Below are 23,235 nucleotides of genomic sequence, written 5' to 3'. Positions count from 1 at the left end.
TCCGATTTTACAAACTAATAAATAAAATAGCTATGAAGACATTAAGCAGAACTGTACTTACTCTTTTTGTTTTATCCTTCTCCTGTTTGGCAGCGATAGCCGGAGAAGTATCTTTTAAAATAACCAAGCAATATCTGAACTTCCCCATCTCCCATAAAGAGAACAGAGGAAGGATGACTTTTGAAGTAAACGGCAAGCCGGATTTATCCGTCGTTATCCGTCTGGCGCCGGATGAAGCGGAATACTGGGTGTTTAAAGATGTGTCGGCTTTCAAAGGAAAGACGATCAAGATAACCTACGACGGCAATGAGAAGGGATTGAGTAAAATATACCAGTCCGACGAAATCGAAGGACAAGCTGAACTGTATAAGGAAAAGAACCGTCCGCAATTCCACTTCACTACCCGGAGAGGCTGGATCAATGACCCTAACGGATTAATCTATTATGAGGGCGAATACCACCTGTTCTACCAGCACAATCCTTTCGAAAGAGACTGGGAGAATATGCACTGGGGCCATGCGGTCAGCAAGGACTTGATACACTGGACAGAATTACCGGACGCTCTGTATCCCGACCATTTAGGAACGATGTTCTCCGGTTCGGCAGTCATCGACTATGATAATACCGCCGGATTCAATAAAGGCAAGACTCCAGCCATGGTTGCCGCCTTCACTGCCGCCAGCAGTGACAGACAAGTGCAGGGGATAGCCTATAGCCTTGACAAAGGACGTACCTTCACGAAGTACGACAAGAATCCGGTGATCAACTCCAAGGAGAAATGGAACTCTCAGGACACACGCGACCCGAAAGTGTTCTGGTATGCGCCCTCCAAACATTGGGTACTGGTACTGAACGAGCGCGACGGACACTCCATTTATACCTCTTCCAATCTCAAAGACTGGAAATACGAGAGCCATGTTACAGGCTTTTGGGAATGTCCCGAATTGTTTGAACTGCCGGTTGACGGTGACAAGAACCATACGAAGTGGGTGATGTACGGTGCCACCGGTACGTATATGCTAGGCTCTTTCGACGGCAAGGTATTTACTCCCGAAGCCGGAAAATACTGCTATACCACCGGAAGTATCTATGCAGCCCAGACCTTTACCAATATTCCGGCAAGTGACGGCAGACGTATCCAGATAGGCTGGGGAAGAATCTCCCACCCCGGTATGCCTTTCAACGGAATGATGATGCTCCCCACCGAACTGACTTTGCGTACCACCAAAGACGGCATCCGCCTTGTCAACGTTCCCGTAAAGGAGGTCGAATCCTTGTGTAAGCCTCTTCGTTCCTGGAAATCTCTTTCTTCGGATGAGGCCAACCGCCATCTGAAAGAGTTTTATGATGCCGACTGTCTCCGCATTAAGACAACGATCAAACTCTCTCATGCCACGGATGCCGGATTCAACCTTTTCGGCCAGCGCATGATCGGCTACGACATGAACTCCAATACCCTGAACGGCCGTTTCTACTCTCCCCAAGACCCGACCAGCATGGAGTTGAGTGCCGATATTTACATTGACCGCACCTCTATCGAAGTATTTATCGACGGCGGACTGTATTCTTATTCCATGGAACGCCGCCCTGACACTAACAACAGAGAAGGACTCCACTTCTGGGGAAACCGTATCGAAGTGAAAGACCTGCAAGTCTTTTCCGTAGAATCCATTTGGTAGACGGAAATCAAAAGCTATCTTTGTTTTCAGTTATTTAAATAGGAAAGAGAATATGAAAACGCGTAGTGAAGTTTTTCAGTTTGAGAAAGAGTTGAAATGGGAGCACCCCGCTCCGGGAATCCGTCGTCAGATAATGGGATACGACGGACAGTTGATGATGGTCAAGGTAGAATTTGAGAAAGGAGCGGTCGGTACGTTGCATGAACATTACCACAGTCAGGCTACCTACGTGGCAAGTGGAAAGTTTGAACTGACCATCGGCGACCGGAAAGAGATACTGTCGACCGGCGATGGCTACTATGTAGCACCCGACGAACCGCATGGATGCGTCTGTCTGGAAGCGGGAGTATTGATAGACACATTCAGTCCCATGCGGGCTGATTTTCTGGAATAGTTCCTGATGAATGGTAGGTTACCGGATAATGATGGTATAAATTTACCACATATATGGTATTTCCTGTCAACAAAAACTGCACTATCTTTGTAATATCTTAAAAACAAAGGAAATTAAAAACAGATATATGGAAAAGATTGCAAGGAAATTGACGGATTTGGTAGGTAACACTCCGTTGTTGGAACTAAGTAATTATAATAAGAGTAACGGCTTGAAGGCTCGTCTGATCGTGAAAATCGAATCATTCAATCCCGCGGGCAGTGTAAAAGACCGCGTGGCATTGGCAATGATTGAAGATGCCGAAATGAAAGGCGTCTTGACTCCCGGCGCAACGATCATCGAGCCTACCAGTGGAAATACGGGAGTAGGATTGGCATTCGTTGCTGCCGCCAAGGGGTACAAACTGATTTTGACGATGCCCGATACGATGAGCGTCGAACGTCGTAACCTTTTGAAAGCTCTGGGAGCGGAACTTGTGCTCACTCCCGGTGCCGACGGAATGAAAGGGGCGATTGCCAAAGCGGAAGAGTTGAAAGCTGCCACTCCGGGCAGCGTTATCTTACAGCAATTTGAAAATCCTGCTAATCCCGCTATGCATCTACGCACTACCGGACTGGAAATATGGAGAGATACCGAGGGGAAAGTCGATATCTTCGTTGCCGGTGTAGGTACTGGCGGGACAATTAGCGGAGTAGGAGAAGCATTGAAGATGCGCGATCCCAGTGTGAAGGCGGTGGCGGTAGAACCTGCCGACTCTCCGGTACTGTCCGGCGGAAAGCCCGGACCTCACAAGATTCAGGGAATCGGCGCCGGTTTCGTACCGAAGACTTATAATGCTTCTGTCGTAGATGAAATTATTCAGGTGCAGAATGACGACGCTATCCGTACCAGTCGTGCGCTGGCGGAGGAAGAAGGGCTGTTGGTCGGCATATCTTCGGGAGCAGCCGTCTATGCGGCTACCGAACTGGCGAAACGTCCCGAAAACGAAGGGAAGATGATCGTAGCCTTATTGCCCGATACGGGAGAGCGTTATTTATCTACTATCCTGTACGCGTTTGAAGAGTATCCTTTGTAAAGGAACGTTTTTTTGAAAGAAATATAGAGAATAATCCTGTGGTTACTTGGCAAAACCGTATATTTGCCAAGTAACCATTTTTATTTAATACTATGCAAAACAAGACGTTAGGGATTCTGATGATTATTCTCCTGCTGTTTTCTGCCTGTAAAGATGAAGAAACTCCTCTCTCTTCAACGAAGCAATTAATCAGCTATTCGATTCAGAAGAGTGACAATCAAGGTAAAATTAAGAATGACGTGAGAGGTTCCATTAAAGGGAATGTGATAACGCTGTCAATGGATCAATATGATGACCTGAAGTCATTGATTGCTACATTCAAGTATGAAGGAACGTCTGTAAGCGTGAATGGAGTCGGGCAGGAATCCGGCATCACTTCGAATGATTTTTCCCGGCCGCTGATGATTCTCGTAGAAGCAGAAGACGGCAGCAGGGAACAATATACAGTCGAAGTTGTCTTGAAAGATGCGCAGGTGTTATCCGAATTTCGCTTTTTGAGAAAAGATAATGCTTTGCTGACTGCTGATGTTTCATGTACGATTGAAGATGAGACTATTGTATCTTCCTACACATTCCCACAATCGAAACTGATTCCTGTCTTTATGACTGATGCCGTGAAAGTAATGGTAGATGATGTAGAACAGGTCAGCGGTGTGACGGAAATTGATTTCGCCTCTCCGGTCACTTATCAGTTTGTGATGCGGAATGGAGAAGTAGTCCGATACATCCTGACGCTGGACTTTATCCTGATTCCTCAGTTTACGATCACGACAGAAGACCCTAGTATAACGGAAATACCAAGTAAGGATTATTATTTGAATGCGACTCTCACCGTGGATGGCAAGGGGATTTATGAGAACTATACAGGCAAGACAGAGGTGAAAGGAAGGGGAAACTCCACATGGGGATATCCGAAGAAACCTTACCGGTTAAAGCTTGATAAGAAATCTGAGATTTGTGGTTTGGGAAAAGCGAAGAATTATGTATTACTGGCTAATCATATCGATCCTACCTTGATGCTTAACTCAGTTGCCTTCAAAGTCGGGCAATTGCTGAATATTCCTTTCACCAATCATGCCATTCCGGTGGATGTGGTTCTGAATGGCAAATACAAAGGTTCCTATCTACTGACGGAACAGATAGAAATCAAAGAAAATCGTGTGGATTTGGATGAGAATAACAGCGTGATGTGGGAGCTTGATTCCTATTTTGATGAAGATCCGAAATTCAAGTCCGAAGCATTCAATCTTCCGGTGATGGTGAAAGACCCTGATTTGACTACAGAGCAGTTTGAGTATTGGAAGAAAGATTTTAATGCATTTACCGTGCAGTTTGCAAAGGAGCCGTTAGAAGGAAATATGTATGTGGATATGATTGATATTGAATCAGTTGCAAAATATCTGATTACCTTTAATTTGGTACACAATATGGAGATTAACCATCCGAAAAGTATCTTTATTCATAAAGAGGGGAAGGGTAAGTATGTTATGGGACCGATTTGGGACTTTGACTGGGCGTATGATTACGAAGGTAAAGAGACACATTTCAGGAGTTATGAAACTCCGCTCTTTTCTGATGATATGAATGGAGTGGGAACCGCCTTTTTCCAACGCTTCCTACAAGATAGTCGGGTAAGGAAACTCTATAAAAACTTTTGGCAAGACTTTAAGTCAAATAAATTAAATGAGTTGTTGCAGTATATAGATGATCAGGCCAAGCTTATTAAACCATCTGTAACGAGAAATAGTGAATTATGGGAAAACACCCGTTCCTTTGATGCGAAAGTGATAGAACTGAAGAATTGGTTGAAAAATAGGGCAGAGTATATAGATGGTGAAGTAAATCAATACTGATAGAGTTTCATATATTAGCATTTCACTTCTCAGTCATTAACACTTGACTTCTCAGATGTTAATACTTGTCGTATCAGGTATTAACACCTGAGAACTTGAGTATTAATGCCTGATAGACTGACTTATAACATCATGAAAATACATGATTTTGCAGGTGATTCCATGAGATTTGTACATCTCATGGCTTTTCGTCTGCCCGCAGACCGAAAACTTTTCCTGTCATCTGATCTACAGGTACTTTCCATACTTTGACATTCCGTACGGCAGGATCGGAATAGCTGAACTGATCCTTTGTGTAATGGCGCATGATAATGTCCAGTGCATGACGTTTTTCCTCCATATCTTCTATGAATTCTACTTTCCCACGGCACATGGCACTCTCCGAGCGCATACTGTAGCTGCAAGCTACCTGCTTGTGCTGATAGACAAGTTTGTGTCCGAGGCTAAACGTGATACACACGTTGTTATTACGTTGCAGCATTTCTATCTTTCCCCCTTCGGGACCGGAATGGAGGTAAAGAGTATCGTTTTCATAACCGAAGTTCATAGGAACTACATATGGATTGCCTTCCAGGTCCGTTATGCCTACAAAGCAGGCATCGGCTTGAAGAATAATGGATTCGATTCGTTGCTTGTCTTCGATAACGATTGTTTTCATTCTAATGTCAGTTTTTACAGGTTTGTGCCAAGCCTCTGGCACAGTTGTGCCATCGCATTGGCACTACTATGCCCAGCCTTTGGCACAAGCGTGCCAATAGGGTGGCACAGAAGAGTATACTATTAATTCGTTTTTACAGTACTTGTTTCTATTTCTCAATCAGCGCAAAGTCTAATTGCTTCTTCTCCAGATTGGCACGTGCCACACGGATAGTGATGGCATCTCCCAGACTATATATCTTGTTCTTACGGCGTCCCCGGAGGCAATAATTCTTTTCGTCGAATTCATAATAGTCATCATCCAGGTCACGGATCGGAACCATACCTTCGCATTTGTTCTCGTTGAGTTCAACGTAAAGCCCCCATTCCGTTACACCGGAGATCACACCGTCATAAATCTGTCCGAGACGTTCGCTCATGAATTCTACCTGTTTGTATTTGATAGAAGCACGTTCGGCATTGGCTGCAATCTGTTCCATGTTCGAACTATGGTCGCAGAGGTCCTCGTACTTGCTTTCGGATACGCTACGACCGCCATCCATATACTTCGTAACCAAGCGGTGCACCATCATATCCGGGAATCGGCGGATGGGTGAAGTGAAGTGGGTGTAATAGTCGAATGCCAGTCCGTAGTGACCAATATTGTGCGTAGAATAACGCGCTTTCTGCATGGCGCGGATGGATACGGTTTCAATCAGGTTTTCCTCCTTCTTGCCATGAATATCGTCCAGCAAATGGTTGATCGACTTTGATATATCTGTTTTCGTTCCGCTTGTACGTACCTTATAGCCGAAGCGGGCGATGAACTGTGACAGGTTTTCCAACTTTTCCGGATCGGGCAGATCGTGGATACGATAAGGAAGTACTTTAGGTTTCTTGTTTTTAGGCACTCGTCCCACTTTCTCTGCAACTGTCCTGTTAGCGAGCAGCATGAATTCTTCTACCAGCTTGTTGGCATCTTTGGATTCTTTGAAGTATACGCTGATAGGTTTGCCCTTTTCGTCGATTTCAAACTTCACCTCGTAGCGGTCGAAGTTGATAGCTCCTGCTGCGAAACGTTTCTCGCGAAGTGCTTTGGCGATGGTATCCAGCATGAGAACTTCTTCTTTAAAATCGCCTGTTTTCGTTTCGATGATCTGTTGCGCCTCTTCGTATGTGAAGCGACGGTCGGAGTTGATGACGGTATGTACGATGCGGGAGTCTCTTACTTCTCCTTTTTCGGTAATGTCAAAGATGACGGAGAATGCGAGTTTCTCTTCATTCGGACGCAGGGAGCAGATGAAGTTGCACAGGCGTTCGGGAAGCATCGGAATGGTGCGGTCTACCAGATAAACGGAAGTCGCCCGCTTCTCTGCTTCTTTGTCGATGATGCCGCCTTCTTTTACATAGTGAGTCACATCGGCGATATGTACGCCTACTTCCCACAATCCGTCTTTGATGGGGCGGATCGAAAGTGCGTCGTCGAAGTCCTTGGCGTCTTTCGGGTCGATGGTGAAAGTCGTTACCTTACGGAAGTCTTCGCGTCTGGCTATCTCTTCCGGAGTAATTTCTGCGGGGATCTTATCAGCTGCTGTTTCTACCGCTTTCGGATATACGTAGGGCAGGCCGAACTCAGCGAGGATGGCGTGCATTTCTGTTGTATTGTCTCCTGCTACCCCGAGGATGTCGATCACTTGTCCGATAGGATTCTTTGCTTTGTCGGGCCATTCGGTTACTTTCACGATTGCCTTGTCACCGGTTTTTCCTCCTTTCAGCTTCTCTTTCGGGATGAAGATGTCGTTGGCAAGCGTACGGTTTTCCGTAACTAAGAAGGCATACGACTTGGCTACTTCCAGTGTACCTACAAAGGTGTCATTGGCACGTTCCAGAATCTCGATGACTTCTCCTTCCGCGTCTTTATTCTTCCGCTTGGCGTAGAAAGTGATCTTTACTTTGTCATTGTTCATGGCATGTGCCGAATTGCGTTCGGCAACAAAGATCGGATCGCCTCCACCTTCGGGGATAAATGAGTTCTTTCCGTTGCTCTTGCGTTGGAAGGTACCGATCATCTCCGTTCCGTGATTGTTGAGGCGGAACTTTCCTTTTTCAATTTCGGAAATATAATCGTCATCTGAAAGGTCGTGTAACAGGTCAGCGCATAGCATTTTCTGCGGATGGGTAGTGAGATGCAACTCCGAGAAAATATACTTCATACTAAGCGTTTCGCTGGGTTTGGCATGGAAAAAGTCTATCAATAACGCTGCCAGCTCTTTCTTACTCATCCTTTTGCCGGCCTTTTTCTCTTTCTTTTCTTTCTTTTTCGCCATAATGTATAGAATTGATTTATTTGAAAATTCTTTGATGGGAGTACAAAGTAAACAAATATTTGAATTTGATAGTTATGAATTGGATAAAACTTTCGCTGACTTCGATAATTTCGTCCTTATTAAAATAAAAAGTATTCCTTCTAAGGTGATTTAGGAGGAATGTTTATAAGAGAGAATAATTGAGAAATGCAAAATGGCTTTTATTTTATATTTATTGTATCTTTGTAGCATCATTCTTTTCTTATACATTGAGGTTATAATTAATGGAGAGCATCTTAATAACAGGAGCAAGCGGATTTATAGGAAGTTTTATTGTCGAAGAGGCATTAAAACGAAAGTTTGGTGTGTGGGCGGGGATTCGTCCCACCAGCAGCAAAAAGTACTTGAAGAACCGGAAGATCCACTTTCTGGAACTGGACTTTGCTCATCCCAATGAATTGCGTGCCCAACTCTCCGGACATAAAGGAACCTATAATAAGTTTGACTATATCATCCATTGTGCGGGAGTCACGAAATGTCCGGATAAGAATACTTTTGATTATGTGAATTATCTCCAGACCAAATACTTTATTGATACCCTGAAAGCGTTGAATATGGTTCCGAAGCAATTCATCTATATCAGTACGCTGAGTGTATTCGGACCTGTACGCGAAAAAGATTATTCGCCGATAGAAGCCGGTGATGTCCCGATGCCAAATACTGCTTATGGTCTTAGCAAGCTTAAGGCTGAACTTTATATTCAGAGTATTCCCGGTTTCCCTTATGTTATTTATCGCCCTACAGGAGTTTACGGTCCTCGTGAACTGGATTATTTCCTGATGGCGAAGTCCATCCGGCAGCATGTTGACTTCTCTGTCGGCTTCCGGCGGCAGGACCTGACTTTTGTTTATGTAAAAGACATTGTGCAGGCCATCTTTTTAGGAATAGAAAAAAAAGTGACTAGAAGAGCCTATTTTCTGACTGACGGGAAGGTGTATAATAGTCGTGTATTTTCGGACTTAATACAAAAAGAACTGGGTAATCCGTTTGTTATTCATGTGAAATGTCCATTAATTGTGCTAAAAGTTATATCTTTGCTCGCTGAATTCATTGCAACACGTTCCGGCAAGAGCAGTACGCTGAATTCTGATAAATATAAAATAATGAAACAACGTAACTGGCAATGTGATATAACCCCTGCCATTAATGAGTTAGGGTATGCTCCCGAATATGACTTGGAGAAGGGAGTCCGTGAAACCATTGACTGGTATAAAAACGAAGGATGGCTTTAGACTTATTTAAGCGAGTGGAAACCCGGAAGGGGTTGTTTGCTGTGGAGAAGATAACATTGATTTATAATCTGTTGACCTCCATTTTGATTCTGTTCCTGTTTCAGCGAATGGATCATCCATGGCACATGTTGCTGGATAGGGCGATGATCGCTGCAATGACTTTTCTGCTGATGTATCTTTATCGGCTGGCTCCTTGCAAGTTTTCGGCGTTTGTACGTGTTGCTATTCAGATGAGCCTGCTTTCCTACTGGTATCCGGATACGTTTGAGTTTAACCGGTTCTTTCCGAATCTCGACCATGTGTTTGCTATAACCGAGCAGTTTATCTTCAATGGGCAACCTGCTATCTGGTTCTGTCATACATTCCCGCATCTTTTGGTCAGTGAAGCATTCAATATGGGATATTTCTTTTATTATCCGATGATGCTCATTGTGACGGTGTTTTATTTTATCTATAAGTTTGAATGGTTTGAGAAGATGTCGTTTGTACTGGTAACTTCTTTCTTTATCTATTATCTGATTTATATCTTTGTTCCGGTAGCAGGGCCGCAGTTCTACTTCCCAGCTATAGGTTTTGATAATGTATCTAAAGGAATTTTCCCGGCCATCGGCGATTATTTCAATAACAATCAGGAGTTACTTCCCGGTCCGGGCTATCAACATGGCTTCTTTTACAGTTTGGTAGAAGGTTCGCAGCAAGTGGGAGAGCGTCCTACGGCAGCTTTCCCCAGTTCGCATGTCGGTATTTCTACCATTCTTATGATTATGGCATGGCGTGGCAGTAAGAAGTTGTTTGCCTGTCTGATCCCTTTCTATATGCTGCTTTGCGGGGCTACAGTATATATTCAGGCGCACTACGTTATCGATGCGATCGTAGGTTTCTTCTCTGCATTCTTGTTGTATGTTGTGGCGACGTGGATGTTCAAGAAGTGGTTTGCGCAGCCGATGTTTAAGTAAAACTAATCTAAAAGAGAATTTACTTTTTCAGGAATTGTTTCGAATATCCGGAACAATTCTTCTTTCGTTTCTGCCCGCAACATGGCAATACGAGTCTCTTTAAAATTAGGAATCCCTTTGAACAACGGACTGGCAGCCAAGTGGCGGCGCACGTGCAAGATGCCCCTGCGTTCATCAAGCAGATTCACACTGTCAATCACTTCCTGGCGAAGTACCTCCATACACCATTCAAAGCTGAGTGGCGGCAATTCCTCCCCCGTTTCCAGATAATGCTTTACTTCCTTGAATATCCAGGGACGTCCGAAGCTGGCACGACCGATCATGACTGCATCTACTCCGTAACGGTCAAAACACTCCTTGCAGCGTTGAGGTGTTGTCACGTCTCCGTTGCCAATGATAGGAATGTGCATCCTTTGATTGTTCTTCACTTCTCCGATCAGTGTCCAGTCCGCTTCTCCGGTGTACATCTGCGCACGGGTTCTACCGTGAATGGTTAGTGCGGCAATGCCGCAATCCTGTAGTTGTTCTGCCAGATCTACAATGATTTTATTGTTGGCGTCCCATCCTAAACGGGTTTTCACTGTCACAGGTATTTTGACTGCGTCCACTACGGCACGGGTAATTTCCAGCATCTTCGGAATATTTTGCAGCATTCCTGCTCCTGCTCCTTTTCCTGCTACTCTCTTCACGGGGCAGCCGAAGTTTATGTCGAGAATATCGGGCTGCGCCTGCTCTACGATCTTCGCAGCTTCGACCATCGTTTCCGTATCTTTACCATAAATCTGAATGGCTACAGGGCGTTCTTCATCGCTGATACTCAGTTTCTGTGCAGTCTTGCTGACAGCGCGTATCAGTGCATCGCTCGATACAAATTCAGTATATACCATGTCAGCTCCGAACTTTTTGCACATTAGGCGGAAAGCAGGATCTGTCACGTCCTCCATCGGGGCGAGTAGTATAGGGTGTTCTCCCAGGTCTATATGGCTTATTTTCATAATCGATACTTCTTTTTGCGGTGCAAAGGTACGGATAAAAACTGAAAGAACTATTTGTTGAGGTAAGTTTCACGGATACGGATTAATTCGTACCTTTGCATTCTCCTATCACATTTTAATGATTATCAGATAGTAAAATGAATATAAAAGATTTTGAAATAATGGCGCCTGTCGGTTCGCGTGAATCCCTTGCGGCAGCCATTCAGGCTGGAGCCGATTCTATCTATTTTGGTATAGAAAACCTTAACATGCGTGCCCGTTCTGCCAATACGTTTACCGTTGATGACTTGCGTGAGATAGCTCAGACGTGTGATGAACATGGAATGAAAAGCTATCTGACCGTTAATACCATTATCTATGATAAGGATATTCCTTTGATGCGTACCATTGTGGACGCGGCTAAAGCGGCAGGAATATCAGCGGTGATCGCTGCCGATGTAGCGGTAATGAACTATGCCCGTCAGATCGGTCAGGAAGTACACCTGTCTACTCAATTGAATATATCGAATGCGGAAGCCTTGAAGTTCTACGCCCAGTTTGCCGATGTCGTAGTGCTGGCCCGTGAGTTGAATCTGGAACAGGTGGCCGAGATTTATCGTCAGATTCGGGAAGAGAATATCTGCGGTCCGAGCGGAGAGCAGATTCGTATTGAAATGTTCTGTCACGGTGCCTTGTGCATGGCAGTCTCCGGTAAGTGCTATTTGTCTCTGCACGAAATGAATCACTCGGCCAATCGGGGTGCCTGTATGCAGGTATGCCGTCGTTCTTATACGGTTCGCGATAAGGAGACGGATGTGGAACTGGATATCGACAATGAATATATCATGTCACCGAAAGACTTGAAGACCATTCATTTTATGAATAAGATGATGGATGCGGGTGTGCGTGTATTCAAGATTGAGGGACGTGCCCGCGGTCCTGAGTATGTGCGTACGGTGGTGGAATGTTATAAAGAAGCGATAAAGGCCTATCTGGATGATACGTTTACAGACGAAAAGATTGCCGCTTGGGATGAACGTCTGAAGGCAGTCTTTAACCGTGGCTTTTGGGATGGCTACTATCTGGGACAACGCTTGGGCGAATGGACACGGAATTATGGTTCGGCCGCTACGGAACGTAAAATCTATGTGGGCAAAGGTATCAAATACTTCTCCAATATCGGTGTCTCTGAGTTCTTGGTAGAAGCTGCCGAAGTCAGTGTAGGTGACAAGCTGCTGATAACGGGACCTACCACCGGCGCAGTCTTTATGACACTGGACGAAGCGCGTGTCGATCTGAAGCCGGTAGAGACGGTAAAGAAAGGTCAGCGTTTCTCAATGAAATCAGAGAAGATACGTCCCAGCGACAAATTATATAAATTGGTATCTACCGAAGAATTGAAGAAATTCAAGGGACTTGATGTAGAACAGAAAAGAGGATAAACGATGAGCCAGTATATCTACGAATTGGAGATGAAGGTGCGTGATTACGAATGTGACCTTCAGGGGATTGTCAACAATGCCAATTATCAGCATTATCTGGAGCATACCCGCCACGAGTTTCTGACCTCGGTAGGTGTTAGTTTTGCGGCGTTGCATGAACAGGGAGTCGATCCGGTAGTGGCACGTATCAATATGGCTTTCAAGACTCCGTTGAAGAGTGGGGATGAGTTTGTCTCCAAACTGTATATGAAGAAAGAAGGCATCAAATACGTATTCTATCAGGATATCTTCCGCAAAAGCGATCAGAAAGTAGTAGTGAAATCCACTGTTGAGACGGTATGTGTGGTAAACGGACGTTTAAGTAACAGCGAATTGTTCGACAATGTCTTTGCTCCATACCTGAAATGACCGATAACGAACAAGAACAAATATATAGCATCGCTCTGACAATGGTGCCCGGTATCGGGCACATTGGAGCGAAACGTCTGGTAGAGGGCATGAAGAGTGCCACCGATGTGTTCCGCTTCAGGAAAGAACTGGCGCAGCGATTATCCGGAGTACATGAACGGGTGTCGGGTGCACTGGACTGTCCGTCAATTATTGCCCGTGCCGAACAGGAACTTGTATTCCTGCAAAAGAATCATATCCAGTGCCTGACTTTTCATGATGAGGCGTATCCTTCCCGCTTGCGGGAGTGTGAAGACGCTCCTGTTGTACTGTTCTATAAGGGAAATGCCGATTTGAACGCTCTCCATATCATTAATATGGTGGGCACCCGCCACGCTACTGATTACGGTACACAACTCTGTACTACTTTCCTCCGTGACTTAAAAGCTTTGTGTCCTGACGTATTAGTTGTCAGCGGCCTTGCTTACGGCATTGATATCAATGCCCACCGGAGTGCATTGGACAATGACTTGCCTACGGTCGGCGTGTTAGCTCACGGACTGGACCGTATTTACCCTTCTCTTCATCGTAAGACAGCCGTTGAAATGCTTGATAAAGGCGGATTGCTGACAGAGTTTCCTGTCGGTACAACACCGGATAAACACAATTTTATCAGTCGCAACCGTATTGTGGCCGGTATGTGTGATGCTACGATTGTGGTAGAATCGGCTGCCAAAGGCGGCTCTCTGATCACAGCCGAGCTTGCGGAAAGCTATCACCGCGACTGTTTCGCCTTCCCCGGTCGTGTGACCGATGAATATTCAAAAGGATGTAACCAACTGATCCGTGACAGTAAAGCATCCCTTCTGTTGTCTGCCGAAGACTTGGTGGAGGCGATGGGATGGACGTTGGATTCACATCCGGCAAAGGTAGAGAATGTACAGCGCAGCCTGTTTCTGGAACTGACAGAAGAGGAGCAAAAGATAGTTCATACGTTGGAAAAACAAGGAAACTTACAGATTAATACCTTAGTGGTAGAGACAGATATTCCCGTACATAAAATGAGTGCAATTCTCTTTGAACTGGAAATGAAGGGAGCCGTACGGGTATTGGCAGGAGGAGTTTATCAATTATTATAAATCTAATAACCAACCTAAAACAATTTGAAATGAAACGACATTTTTGGGCATTCATGGCAATAGTATGCCTGTTAGCCGTCCAGAACACACAAGGACAACAAATGGTTCCTGCACAGAAAATCTCCGCAACACCTGCCGCCGGCGCACAAATGACTCTTGCGCAAGCTGATGGGATTGCTTTTCGTGAACTTTCTTTTCCGGAGGCTTTAAAAAGAGCGGAGGTGGAAGACAAACTTCTTTTTGTCGACTGCTTCACGACTTGGTGCGGTCCTTGCAAGAGGTTATCCAAAGTGGTTTTTAAAGATTCCTTGGTTGCCGATTATTTTAACCGTCATTTTGTGAATCTGAAGATGGACATGGAGAAAGGTGAAGGAGTGGAACTCAGAAAGAAATATGGGGTACACGCATATCCTACCCTTCTTTTCATTAATTCAAGCGGTGAGGTCGTATACCGACTGGTAGGTGCTGAGGATGCTCCTGAATTGCTGAAGAAAGTGAAACTGGGTGTAGAGTCCGGTGGACTTTCGGGACTTAAGAAACGTTATGAAGCTGGTGACCGTGATTTGGCTTTTATCTGCGGATATATCAATGCGCTTTCTGCTGCCAACCGTGAACAGGAGGCAGGAAAGGTGGCAGCTGATTTCTTGCAGGGAAGTGAGCAGAAAATGCTGGAAGATGAAGATTACTTCTTGGTATTCTATTACTATGTGCATGATGTCAACTCTTCCGCATTTCAGTATGCGGTAAACCATAAGAAAGAAATTACTGATAAATTTCCCCGTCAGGCCGCTTCTCTCGACCGCAGACTGCTCGAAGACTGGATAGCCGGTTCATATGCCTACCTGAAAGTGGACGAGTCCAATCACTGTACATTTGATGAGCAGGGACTGGATGCCTACGTGGCGAAGATGAAACAGATGAATGTGGCGGAAGCTGACATGATAGGCGAGAGTCTGCGCCTCAGCAGAGACGGTATAATGAAGCAATGGGATTCATTTGTGAAACGTGGCGATAAGATACTTGCTTCGCACACCATTTTGGGTGACGAAGGGCATTTATTGCAATGGGTGAACTGGCTCAATAAGGAATGTGCAGATATGTCATTGCGTGAGAAAGCTGCTCAGTGGTGTGATAAAGCCTGCGAAGAATTGATAAAGAAGAATGAGGAGATCAAAAAGAACTTGCCTCCCGGAGCTATTCCGGCCATCTCCATGGTAGACCATAAAGGGCAGTTACTACAAGTGGCAGAGAAGCTGAGAAAACTGATGCAACAAAGTTGAGACCCTGTAGGGATTCATAAATAAGAGTGTGAATTCTAAGTCCTCTCCAAACAATATCTATAAAATCTTACCCAAGTTTACGAACATTAACGTATCCTTGGGTAAGTTTGTATATAGACATACCTACTCTTCAGAAGTGTATAGCTACTTCCTAAACCTAAGATATTTTCGAAGTTAAGGACCTTTTTATTATACGGCTAATGTTACAAATGGAGTCTGCCTTCGTATCACAGCAAAAGACCTTGCTATGATTTTGGCTCTTACAGCATTGATTACAGATGCTTTATGTTTCCCCTCTGCTATTTTCCTTTTATAGTATGCTTTCATCTGCGGATCCCAAGAGATGGCAGTAATAGCTGCCCGGGTAAGGTATACTTTTACTTCTTTGTTAGCCAATGAAGAAGTCTGCGTTTTTCCCCGTATGGAAATACCTGAAGTATGTTCAAATGGGGCGACCCCACAATAGCAGGCAAATTTCCTCGGGTTGTCAAATCTTTGAAAATTGTCAGTAACACACAGTAATACAATGGCATTGATAATTCCTATTCCTTTTATACTTCTTAATAGCAAGTAGTTTGTGTAAAGCGATGTACTGGCGGCTATTAGTTGCTCCATATCCTCTTCCACCTCCAGGATTCTTTCTTTTATCGACTTGAGCTGCTCTTCCAAAAAAGAAATGGATTCTGTCACATCAGCCAACTTAGCCATCCAGGAGAATGTTTCCAATAACTTTATGCTTGATACTTTTTGCTTGACCAAATTGTCACGTATAATAATCCATCCCCGCAGTCTCACCAAGTCTTTGTCAGGCAATTTGTATAACTCCAGTTTTCGATAGTGTAATACCGCATAGTTCGCTATTCTTTTGGCGTCAATGCGGTCATTTTTGCCTCGTTGCAAGCCTATGGACTTCTTGATGGTCAACGGGCAAACCAAAGCCAGGGAAAATCCCATGGAGACACTGGAAACAGATAACTCTGTGACATAACTTCCCATGTTTTCAGCACAGAACAAGAGTTTGGATAAAGAGAGATGATAACCAGCTATCCAATCCAATAAAGATTGGATCCCAGTTGGAGTGTTATCAAAAGACTTGTGAGACAACTCTTTTTCGTCTGCGGACATTAATGATGCATCGAAAGTTTTTTTTCCTACATCAAGACCTACAAAATGAGAATAATTCATAACTTTGTATTTACAGTATTAAACATGAAGGAGAAACAGCTAATACATTTATTAGGTCGTGAGCCTACAATTCTAACTGGCTAGGTTCTCCTATTAAGAGAGTTGCAGTCTGATTCAGCCTATAGTCATTTAAGACTAGTGTCAAAGTTAGTTCACTGCAACTCTACTTTTCAAATATACACTTATATTTTGTTGTGATATTTAATACTGCAAATGTAAATGTGCCAAAACTCCCCTTTTAACGAAATCATCCTCGCTACAACTATCTTTGTGGCGAGGATGGATTTTTAATTAATATTCCCGTATTTCATTCTTATAGATTTTTACTTCTACCAGCTTTTGGGCGTTTACATCCGAGACCCAAAGAGTGTTTTGGTCTACCAGCAGCTTCTCGGGTTTCTTAAAAGTATATCCTTTGACGGACTTAAAACTGTTTTCCCAGTTCCCTTTGGTTCGGTCATAGATAAATAGAGACCCGTTTTGGGCAGATAGAATCATTCGATTTTCATGCAACGCGATGCCGCAGGGATTGAAGCTCAGAGGGAGCGTTTTTTCTGTGTCAATCAGTATCTTCTGATCTCCTTTTTCTATCAGTGTGGTGTCGATGGCTTGAATTTTCTGATTGCCGTATTGCCCGAAATCAGCAAGATAAACGATACCGGTGGAATCCTGCACCATCTGATGAGAATGGAAACCGTTATTCACATCCATTCCATCTCCTTTACTGCGGCAATAGAAAGGAACTTTCTGATAATTCTCCAAAGTTACGTCAGCTTCCCGGTAGACTAACAGATTCTTTTTGGTACGAATCATGATATTTCCGTCCGGTGTGATAGCCATAGCGTGAGAGTGTACCATCTGATTGATTCCGTCTCCCCAGTTACCTGTGCCGATGCGTGTGATGAACTCCAGCGTCCGTACATCGAATACATCTATTCGGGAACTTATGTTTGCAAGGTACAGCCGGTTACCGGATATTCCGATCGCTTCAATCTTATCCGGAAACTTCTGTTCTGCCTCTTTATATTTCCAGCTTTTGAGCGAAGCCAGATGTCGGTTCTTGTTCCGGTCATAAAGTTCCAGACTAAAAGCTCCGCTTTGAATATTGGCTACAAAAAGAGTATCTCCTTTTATGTAAGTAGGTCCGGGGGTGAATTGACCTTCAGCCAAGGCGAAGTCTGTGGCGGATAACTGTCGTGCCGCTTCGTATGAATAGTAATAATAGCTTGTATATGGCTCTGCGGGTTTTGTAGCCGGGCGGACTTCCGGGTTTTCTTCTTCCGAGCAACTACCTGTGATTAATGCCATTAGTAACAGACATCCGGTATATAATTTTTCTTTTCTCATGTCTTCTTTTTTTTTAATTCAACTTTTCTACAGGGATTCCCGTTACTGTATGTGCATTCCGGTCTACTATGAACAATGTCTGCCGTGCCATTGACATCTTTTCCACGTTACTGAAGGTGTGTCCTTCGACAGTTGTGTAATCCTTAATCACAGTCCCTGTCTCCGGATTGACTTCGGCCAGGGCGATAGGCTGATTCTTGCCTGTAGCAAAGGAGACGAACATTCGTTTGCCGATAAATGCAATGTCGTACGGCGAATAAGAGGTCAGATTAATGACCCGTTGGGCTTTCCATTCCACCTGTTCGCGCATTGCCTGAAGGTCGAATACATAAATCTTCTTATTTCCCTGGTGGGTGGTATAAAGTAACCCGTCGTTGCCGATTGTCTGCCCGTAAGTACCCATTGCCTCTCCCATATTCGATGTCCGGCAATAATTGGGCACATTTTTGAAGCTTTTTCCGGGGACAATATCGTCTTCGATAAATACACATACCCGTTTCTTATCTCGGATAAACACGCATCCCCGGTGTACCAGTACATCGAAAGCATGAACCGTTTGGTTGCTTCCTTCTCCCCAAGAGCCTGTGCCGATGGTTGCCACCAGTTCAAAAGTCTTTTCATCAAAAATATCAGTCCGGCTTTGTTCGTTTGTAACGTAAATCTTACCGTGGGCTACGGTCACGCCGTTCGGTGTTGCGGCAAATCCCTTTGTTGCCCCTCCTTCCGTCCACTCTTTCAGGCTTTTTATGTGCGTCAGTTTGCCGTTCTGCTCTTCCAGAATCTCCAGACTGAAATTTCCGCTGGCATTGTTCACGATGTAGATTCGGTTGCCATATACACAGACATCCTTGGGCGCAAAAGTCGATTCCGTGGCTTGGGGAATATCTTTGTAGGTGATGATGCAGGAGAGTGGTGTTCCTTGCGCAGTATCCTCATCCTCTTCTTTCAATATCGGCGATAGTCCACCGTCGATTGCATCCAGTTCAGGGTCTTCAATGATGTATCGGGAAGCGTTGTATTTTGAGCTGCCATAAAGTTTGCCATAGCGGCGGGTGTGCATGAATCTTCGTGAGTACACCGGAAGTTTCTTTTCGATGCATAGTTTGTTGTATACGGTGGCGCAGAGGGTAATCCATCCGGTTCCCGTTTGTTCGTAAGTCATGTTTCCGCTGTGCCCGTAGCCGAGGCAATGACCCAACTCGTGAAACGTGGCGCTGGTGTGCGCTCCGTCGTCTGCGTAGTGTTCCAGAAAGCACCATTCGTTGAGTCCATAAGTTTCTCCGCCTCCCAGTCCGTCTACGGTTGTCACTTTCCCGATAACGAAGCCGGAGTGGTTGATTACTTTTTTGAGGAGCATATCGATGTCAATAACAGTTTTGTTGGCGTCACTATGCAGTTTGCCTCTGTATTTTTCCAGTTCTTCGGCAAATTCCTTTGACGAGAACATATAGCCGTAGTTCAGCATCATTGCTACCGCTTCCCGGGCGTGAGCCGGATAAAGTGGATAGGCCCATGAACCGGTCTGACTATAGGCGGAGAAACGTACGTTGTATTTGGACTTGGTGGAAAGCAGTTTTTGATAGTATTTGTCATTACATTCTATTTCCAGTTTGAAGTCGGCTGCGGACAGGTGTGGATTTGCCATAATCTGGATTTCTTTTCCTGAACGGGTGATGTAACGCTTGCTTTGCGTCAGCATCGGCAGTTCCTTATGAAATTCAGTGAAAGCTGGGAGCACATCGAACTTTGCCAGTTGGAATGCTTCTTCATATCCGCTGATGGTTGCCCACACAGTCACCTCCTTGACAGGACGGGGCGAATAGAAACGGATAAATAACTCTTGCTGCTCGGTGATGCTGACTTGCAGGGGCTGGTTTACTCTGAATCCCCGCTGGGTGTTATTGAATAGAATCGTGGCAGGCTCATCATCCTGAAGCATTAATTTGAAAACATCCGGAGTCAGGTCTTTCTCTGCTATCCGGATTATTCCATACGGGTTCTCTGTTGTTTCGCTGTCTGTGTCTGCCGGCGTTTCTATTAAGTCGTCTTTGGTGCAGCTTTGCAGTCCCCATATACAGAAAATAAGAAAATAGGTGAAACGAAAGATTCTGTGGAATATCATATTTCTTTTTTTAGTTTGCGGGCGGCAAAGGTATAAAAAAAATGTTTATCACCATTCATCCTGCTTCTTTTCCCTTATCTTAGTGGCGTAATAAAAAACAAACAACTATGAATCAAACACGTTGTATCGTAATTTTGTCTATTCTTGCTCTTTTTGTAGCAAGCGTATCTGTTGCCGGAAATATCTCTCTACCGGATGCTTCTCAAAAGGTTTTTGAAGGAAAACCATGTATTAACTCTCCCCGGGCGATTGGCAATTATCCTGCCAGTCCTTTCCTCTTTTATATTCCTACTACCGGTCAGCGGCCGATGGAATGGAGTGCGGAGAAACTTCCGAAAGGATTGAAACTGGATTCGAAAACAGGGATTATCACAGGATCAGTAGCTTCTAAAGGTGAATATACCGTCACTCTTAAAGCTAAGAACGCATTGGGGACCAGTACGGAAAAGCTCGTGATCCGCATTGGTGATGACCTGTTGCTGACTCCTCCCATGGGTTGGAACAGTTGGAATACTTTCGGGCGACATCTCACCGAAGAGTTGGTTTTGCAAACTGCGGATGCGCTGGTAGCCAACGGAATGCGGGATTTAGGCTATTCCTATATTAACATCGACGACTTCTGGCAGTTGCCCGAACGGGGAGCTGACGGACATTTGCAGATTAATAAAGATAAGTTCCCGCGTGGAATAAAGTATGTGGCAGATTATCTGCACGAGCGCGGTTTCAAACTCGGAATTTATTCGGATGCAACCGATAAGACTTGTGGCGGTGTATGCGGCAGTTACGGCTACGAAGAAGTGGATGCGAAAGATTTCGCTTCGTGGGGTGTCGATTTGTTGAAGTATGATTATTGCAATGCTCCTGTCGACCGGGTGGAGGCTATGGAGCGCTATGCAAAGATGGGAAAGGCGTTGCGTGGTACGGGACGTTCCATCGTGTTCTCCATTTGTGAGTGGGGACAGCGCGAACCTTGGAAATGGGCAAAACAGGTAGGCGGACATTTGTGGCGCGTTTCGGGAGATATAGGCGATGTCTGGAACCGGGAAGCCAACAAGTTGGGCGGGCTTCGTGGTATCCTGAATATTCTTGAAATCAATGCTCCTTTGAGTGAATATGGCGGTCCTTCCGGTTGGAATGATCCGGATATGCTGGTAGTTGGTATCGGTGGTAAGAGTATGAGTATCGGATATGAATCGGAAGGTTGCACCCACGAACAGTATAAGTCTCATTTTGCATTATGGTGTATGATGGCTTCTCCATTACTTTGCGGAAATGACGTGCGAAGTATGAATGACAGTACATTGCAGGTTCTGTTGGATAGGGACCTGATTGCTATCAACCAGGATGTGTTGGGCAAGCAGGCGGAGCGCAGCATCCGTGCAGATCATTATGATATTTGGGTAAAGCCGTTGGCTGACGGTCGCAAAGCGGTAGCTTGTTTTAACCGGGCGGATACTCCACGTACTATAGAATTAAATTCAAAAACGGTGGAAGACCTGTCTTTGGAGCAGGTGTATAGCCTTGACAGCCGTTCTATGGAAAATGCTGCGAATAACATAATGGTGGACTTGGCGCCTTACCAATGCAAGGTTTATATCTGTGGAAAGCCGAAAAAATAGTCAATGACAGTACTGGAATGACAGTAATAAATCTCTGAGGTAAAATAAAGAAAGGTTGGGGCATAAAAAAAGGAGCAACGCCTTGCTCCAACCTTTGTTAACCTTAAATCTAATACTATGAAAAAAATCACATGACAAATGTAAGTCTTCTTGCTATTCCTTCCAAATAATATTCTTGTATTTGCGTCTCTTTTGATTTCTTTCACGGATTTTCACTGTTATCGCACACAATGGGTCTGAATTGAGGAATCTCAGCCTTTTTATTAACTAACAAGTTTGTTACTAACAAAGTTGTTAGTAACAAACTTGTTAGTCATTGACGATGCAATCCTTGCTTATGTGCCAGTACTCCAGTTTTTTAATTTGTTATTAACGCTCGAAGGTCTTGAGGACTTGACAAAGGCTTTTTTATGTTGTATATTTGTAGTCGTAATAACAACAATAAAACTCAAATCAAAACTTAGAAACGAATGAGAGGAATCTTATCTTTTGCTGCACTGGCTGCGATGTACTTCCCCGGATGTACAACGAGTAAAAATGCGGTGCATTGTCTCAGCCGATGGATTAAAGGTTGTAACCCGTTGGTCAAAGAACTTATACCGACAGGTTACTTGCCGTACAATCACCGGTTTTTGACATCAAAACAGTATAAGATCATAACAAAACATCTAGGAGATCCTTATGAGGATTAGGGCATAAGTAGCCCGGAAATGAGCAAAAGGCTGCAAACTTTTACGGAGTTTGCAGCCTTTTTTGTTGCATAAATTCAAGAAAAAGAGATTTGAAAGGCGTATCGGCGTTTTTAATAAACTTGGGAACCGTTTCTAATAAACGATGAAAGAATTTATTAGAAACTCAAATACGGTTTTAGTATACAGTGTCTATGTTTTTCATTGTGGGTAAATCGGGAGAAGGCAGTATCGTATTCATTGGATTAGTATATTGGTAAATTTGCATGACTATTTTTACCTTTCTCTCATAGACCGTTTTGTATGACAAAGTATCATGTTGCTTTTTTGTTGGTTATACTATAATGCAGCTAATTTGTACGTAATTCTATTTGAGCAAACAGAATAATTCGTTTATTCGCATATGATAAATACCGAAATGAGTATTATTGCTCTATTATATATATGTATATTCGGTTTTCTAAAATTATAAAGCTATGAGAAAGCACACTTTTCTATTTATTATCTTTTTGTATGTTGGCATCTGCATACAGGTTAAGGCAACAGATCAAAGAGGAGAATATCTCGTCATAGGTAAAGATACATTGGAAATGCTTACTTGACCATTGGGAGATAGTGAGACTCTGAGTAAGCAGGTAAAGAATTGTATTTCGAAGCGCTCCTTCTCTACTGATTGCGGGCGGGGGTATGTCGGTATATGGAGACTGGAAACCGACAGACTCTATTGGGAGAAACAGCAATGAACGCACTTTCGAAAAAAAATATTCATCTGTATAGTCGATTGAAAATAAGCGAATTACTTTAGGATATTTACTGCTTTAAAGCCATTGAAAGGAGACACAAGGGGGACTAAAGGGGAC

Annotated in this window: 18 protein-coding genes; 12 read left to right on the top strand and 6 right to left on the bottom strand. The window is 44.2% G+C overall.

Annotated elements, in window-relative coordinates:
* The first annotated feature begins 32 nt into the window (after window positions 1–32).
* From BT_RS15620 to BT_RS15605, 4 genes are all read left to right on the top strand, one after another.
* A complete protein-coding gene (locus tag BT_RS15620) occupies window positions 33–1,679 on the top strand; it encodes a glycoside hydrolase family 32 protein (RefSeq protein WP_011108622.1) in 1,647 nt (548 codons plus the stop codon).
* A gap of 52 nt (window positions 1,680–1,731) precedes the next feature.
* On the top strand, window positions 1,732–2,073 hold the full coding sequence (locus BT_RS15615) for a cupin domain-containing protein (protein WP_011108621.1): 342 nt from the start codon (window positions 1,732–1,734) through the stop codon (window positions 2,071–2,073).
* Between the two features lie 127 nt (window positions 2,074–2,200).
* Window positions 2,201–3,148, top strand: coding sequence for a cysteine synthase A (gene cysK, locus BT_RS15610; RefSeq protein ID WP_011108620.1), 948 nt, complete (start codon window positions 2,201–2,203; stop codon window positions 3,146–3,148).
* Window positions 3,149–3,240: 92 nt separating this feature from the next.
* A complete protein-coding gene (locus BT_RS15605) occupies window positions 3,241–5,001 on the top strand; it encodes a CotH kinase family protein (protein ID WP_011108619.1) in 1,761 nt (586 codons plus the stop codon).
* 178 nt (window positions 5,002–5,179) lie between these two features.
* Here the strand turns inward: BT_RS15605 and BT_RS15600 are convergent, their stop codons facing one another.
* Together BT_RS15600 and rnr are read right to left on the bottom strand one after the other, a co-directional pair.
* Complete coding sequence (locus BT_RS15600; RefSeq protein ID WP_008767342.1) at window positions 5,180–5,659, bottom strand: pyridoxamine 5'-phosphate oxidase family protein; 480 nt, start codon at window positions 5,657–5,659, stop codon at window positions 5,180–5,182.
* A 148-nt stretch (window positions 5,660–5,807) separates the two neighbouring features.
* Window positions 5,808–7,964: a ribonuclease R gene (gene rnr, locus BT_RS15595; RefSeq protein WP_008761713.1), complete on the bottom strand. Its 2,157-nt coding sequence runs from the start codon at window positions 7,962–7,964 to the stop codon at window positions 5,808–5,810.
* Window positions 7,965–8,227: 263 nt separating this feature from the next.
* Here rnr and BT_RS15590 point away from each other — a divergent pair, with 263 nt between their 5' ends.
* Together BT_RS15590 and BT_RS15585 are read left to right on the top strand one after the other, a co-directional pair.
* Window positions 8,228–9,235, top strand: coding sequence for an NAD-dependent epimerase/dehydratase family protein (locus tag BT_RS15590; RefSeq protein WP_008761714.1), 1,008 nt, complete (start codon window positions 8,228–8,230; stop codon window positions 9,233–9,235).
* A complete protein-coding gene (locus tag BT_RS15585) occupies window positions 9,226–10,191 on the top strand; it encodes a phosphatase PAP2 family protein (protein WP_008761715.1) in 966 nt (321 codons plus the stop codon). The genes BT_RS15590 and BT_RS15585 overlap by 10 nt, the downstream gene beginning before the upstream one ends.
* Window positions 10,192–10,193: 2 nt before the next feature.
* On the opposite strand, the gene dusB is transcribed toward BT_RS15585, so the two are convergent.
* Window positions 10,194–11,186, bottom strand: coding sequence for a tRNA dihydrouridine synthase DusB (gene dusB, locus BT_RS15580; RefSeq protein WP_011108618.1), 993 nt, complete (start codon window positions 11,184–11,186; stop codon window positions 10,194–10,196).
* 137 nt (window positions 11,187–11,323) lie between these two features.
* Between dusB and BT_RS15575 the strand changes: the two genes are divergently transcribed.
* Genes BT_RS15575 through BT_RS15560 form a run of 4 tightly spaced genes read left to right on the top strand, consistent with a single transcriptional unit; the run spans window position 11,324 to window position 15,413 of the window.
* The gene (locus BT_RS15575; RefSeq protein ID WP_008761719.1) at window positions 11,324–12,607 is read left to right on the top strand and encodes a peptidase U32 family protein; all 1,284 of its coding nucleotides are present in this window, start codon (window positions 11,324–11,326) and stop codon (window positions 12,605–12,607) included.
* A gap of 3 nt (window positions 12,608–12,610) precedes the next feature.
* On the top strand, window positions 12,611–13,015 hold the full coding sequence (locus BT_RS15570; RefSeq protein WP_008761720.1) for an acyl-CoA thioesterase: 405 nt from the start codon (window positions 12,611–12,613) through the stop codon (window positions 13,013–13,015).
* A complete protein-coding gene (dprA, locus tag BT_RS15565) occupies window positions 13,012–14,133 on the top strand; it encodes a DNA-processing protein DprA (RefSeq protein ID WP_048698553.1) in 1,122 nt (373 codons plus the stop codon). Before BT_RS15570 ends, dprA begins: the two co-directional genes overlap by 4 nt.
* A gap of 29 nt (window positions 14,134–14,162) precedes the next feature.
* Window positions 14,163–15,413 (top strand): thioredoxin family protein, encoded by a 1,251-nt coding sequence (locus BT_RS15560; RefSeq protein WP_011108616.1) that lies wholly within the window; start codon window positions 14,163–14,165, stop codon window positions 15,411–15,413.
* Window positions 15,414–15,602: 189 nt separating this feature from the next.
* Here the strand turns inward: BT_RS15560 and BT_RS15555 are convergent, their stop codons facing one another.
* The 3 genes from BT_RS15555 to BT_RS15545 all read right to left on the bottom strand — a co-directional run bounded on the left by BT_RS15555 (window position 15,603) and on the right by BT_RS15545 (window position 20,067).
* A complete protein-coding gene (locus tag BT_RS15555; protein WP_005941495.1) occupies window positions 15,603–16,598 on the bottom strand; it encodes an IS110 family transposase in 996 nt (331 codons plus the stop codon).
* Between the two features lie 291 nt (window positions 16,599–16,889).
* Window positions 16,890–17,945, bottom strand: a complete 1,056-nt coding sequence (locus BT_RS15550) for a hypothetical protein (RefSeq protein ID WP_011108615.1) — start codon at window positions 17,943–17,945, stop codon at window positions 16,890–16,892.
* Between the two features lie 13 nt (window positions 17,946–17,958).
* Window positions 17,959–20,067: a hypothetical protein gene (locus tag BT_RS15545; RefSeq protein ID WP_011108614.1), complete on the bottom strand. Its 2,109-nt coding sequence runs from the start codon at window positions 20,065–20,067 to the stop codon at window positions 17,959–17,961.
* Between the two features lie 107 nt (window positions 20,068–20,174).
* Between BT_RS15545 and BT_RS15540 the strand changes: the two genes are divergently transcribed.
* The gene (locus BT_RS15540; protein ID WP_011108613.1) at window positions 20,175–21,686 is read left to right on the top strand and encodes a putative Ig domain-containing protein; all 1,512 of its coding nucleotides are present in this window, start codon (window positions 20,175–20,177) and stop codon (window positions 21,684–21,686) included.
* Window positions 21,687–22,156: 470 nt separating this feature from the next.
* Window positions 22,157–22,378 carry a DUF4248 domain-containing protein gene (locus BT_RS15535; protein WP_008761724.1) on the top strand — a complete coding sequence of 74 codons (222 nt, stop codon included), beginning with the start codon at window positions 22,157–22,159 and terminating at the stop codon, window positions 22,376–22,378.
* The last annotated feature ends 857 nt before the right edge of the window (window positions 22,379–23,235 follow it).

The organism is Bacteroides thetaiotaomicron VPI-5482, from assembly GCF_000011065.1.
Classification (GTDB): domain Bacteria; phylum Bacteroidota; class Bacteroidia; order Bacteroidales; family Bacteroidaceae; genus Bacteroides; species Bacteroides thetaiotaomicron.
This window is presented reverse-complemented; position numbering and strand designations above follow the sequence as displayed.

Excerpts from the sequence above, each read along its gene's own strand:
- BT_RS15620 (WP_011108622.1), top strand. The coding sequence starts at position 33 with ATGAAGACATTAAGCAGAACTGTACTTACTCTTTTTGTTTTATCCTTC.
- BT_RS15615 (WP_011108621.1), top strand. The coding sequence starts at position 1,732 with ATGAAAACGCGTAGTGAAGTTTTTCAGTTTGAGAAAGAGTTGAAATGG.
- cysK (WP_011108620.1), top strand. The coding sequence starts at position 2,201 with ATGGAAAAGATTGCAAGGAAATTGACGGATTTGGTAGGTAACACTCCG.
- BT_RS15605 (WP_011108619.1), top strand. The coding sequence starts at position 3,241 with ATGCAAAACAAGACGTTAGGGATTCTGATGATTATTCTCCTGCTGTTT.
- BT_RS15600 (WP_008767342.1), bottom strand. The coding sequence starts at position 5,659 with ATGAAAACAATCGTTATCGAAGACAAGCAACGAATCGAATCCATTATT.
- rnr (WP_008761713.1), bottom strand. The coding sequence starts at position 7,964 with ATGGCGAAAAAGAAAGAAAAGAAAGAGAAAAAGGCCGGCAAAAGGATG.
- BT_RS15590 (WP_008761714.1), top strand. The coding sequence starts at position 8,228 with ATGGAGAGCATCTTAATAACAGGAGCAAGCGGATTTATAGGAAGTTTT.
- BT_RS15585 (WP_008761715.1), top strand. The coding sequence starts at position 9,226 with ATGGCTTTAGACTTATTTAAGCGAGTGGAAACCCGGAAGGGGTTGTTT.
- dusB (WP_011108618.1), bottom strand. The coding sequence starts at position 11,186 with ATGAAAATAAGCCATATAGACCTGGGAGAACACCCTATACTACTCGCC.
- BT_RS15575 (WP_008761719.1), top strand. The coding sequence starts at position 11,324 with ATGAATATAAAAGATTTTGAAATAATGGCGCCTGTCGGTTCGCGTGAA.
- BT_RS15570 (WP_008761720.1), top strand. The coding sequence starts at position 12,611 with ATGAGCCAGTATATCTACGAATTGGAGATGAAGGTGCGTGATTACGAA.
- dprA (WP_048698553.1), top strand. The coding sequence starts at position 13,012 with ATGACCGATAACGAACAAGAACAAATATATAGCATCGCTCTGACAATG.
- BT_RS15560 (WP_011108616.1), top strand. The coding sequence starts at position 14,163 with ATGAAACGACATTTTTGGGCATTCATGGCAATAGTATGCCTGTTAGCC.
- BT_RS15555 (WP_005941495.1), bottom strand. The coding sequence starts at position 16,598 with ATGAATTATTCTCATTTTGTAGGTCTTGATGTAGGAAAAAAAACTTTC.
- BT_RS15550 (WP_011108615.1), bottom strand. The coding sequence starts at position 17,945 with ATGAGAAAAGAAAAATTATATACCGGATGTCTGTTACTAATGGCATTA.
- BT_RS15545 (WP_011108614.1), bottom strand. The coding sequence starts at position 20,067 with ATGATATTCCACAGAATCTTTCGTTTCACCTATTTTCTTATTTTCTGT.
- BT_RS15540 (WP_011108613.1), top strand. The coding sequence starts at position 20,175 with ATGAATCAAACACGTTGTATCGTAATTTTGTCTATTCTTGCTCTTTTT.
- BT_RS15535 (WP_008761724.1), top strand. The coding sequence starts at position 22,157 with ATGAGAGGAATCTTATCTTTTGCTGCACTGGCTGCGATGTACTTCCCC.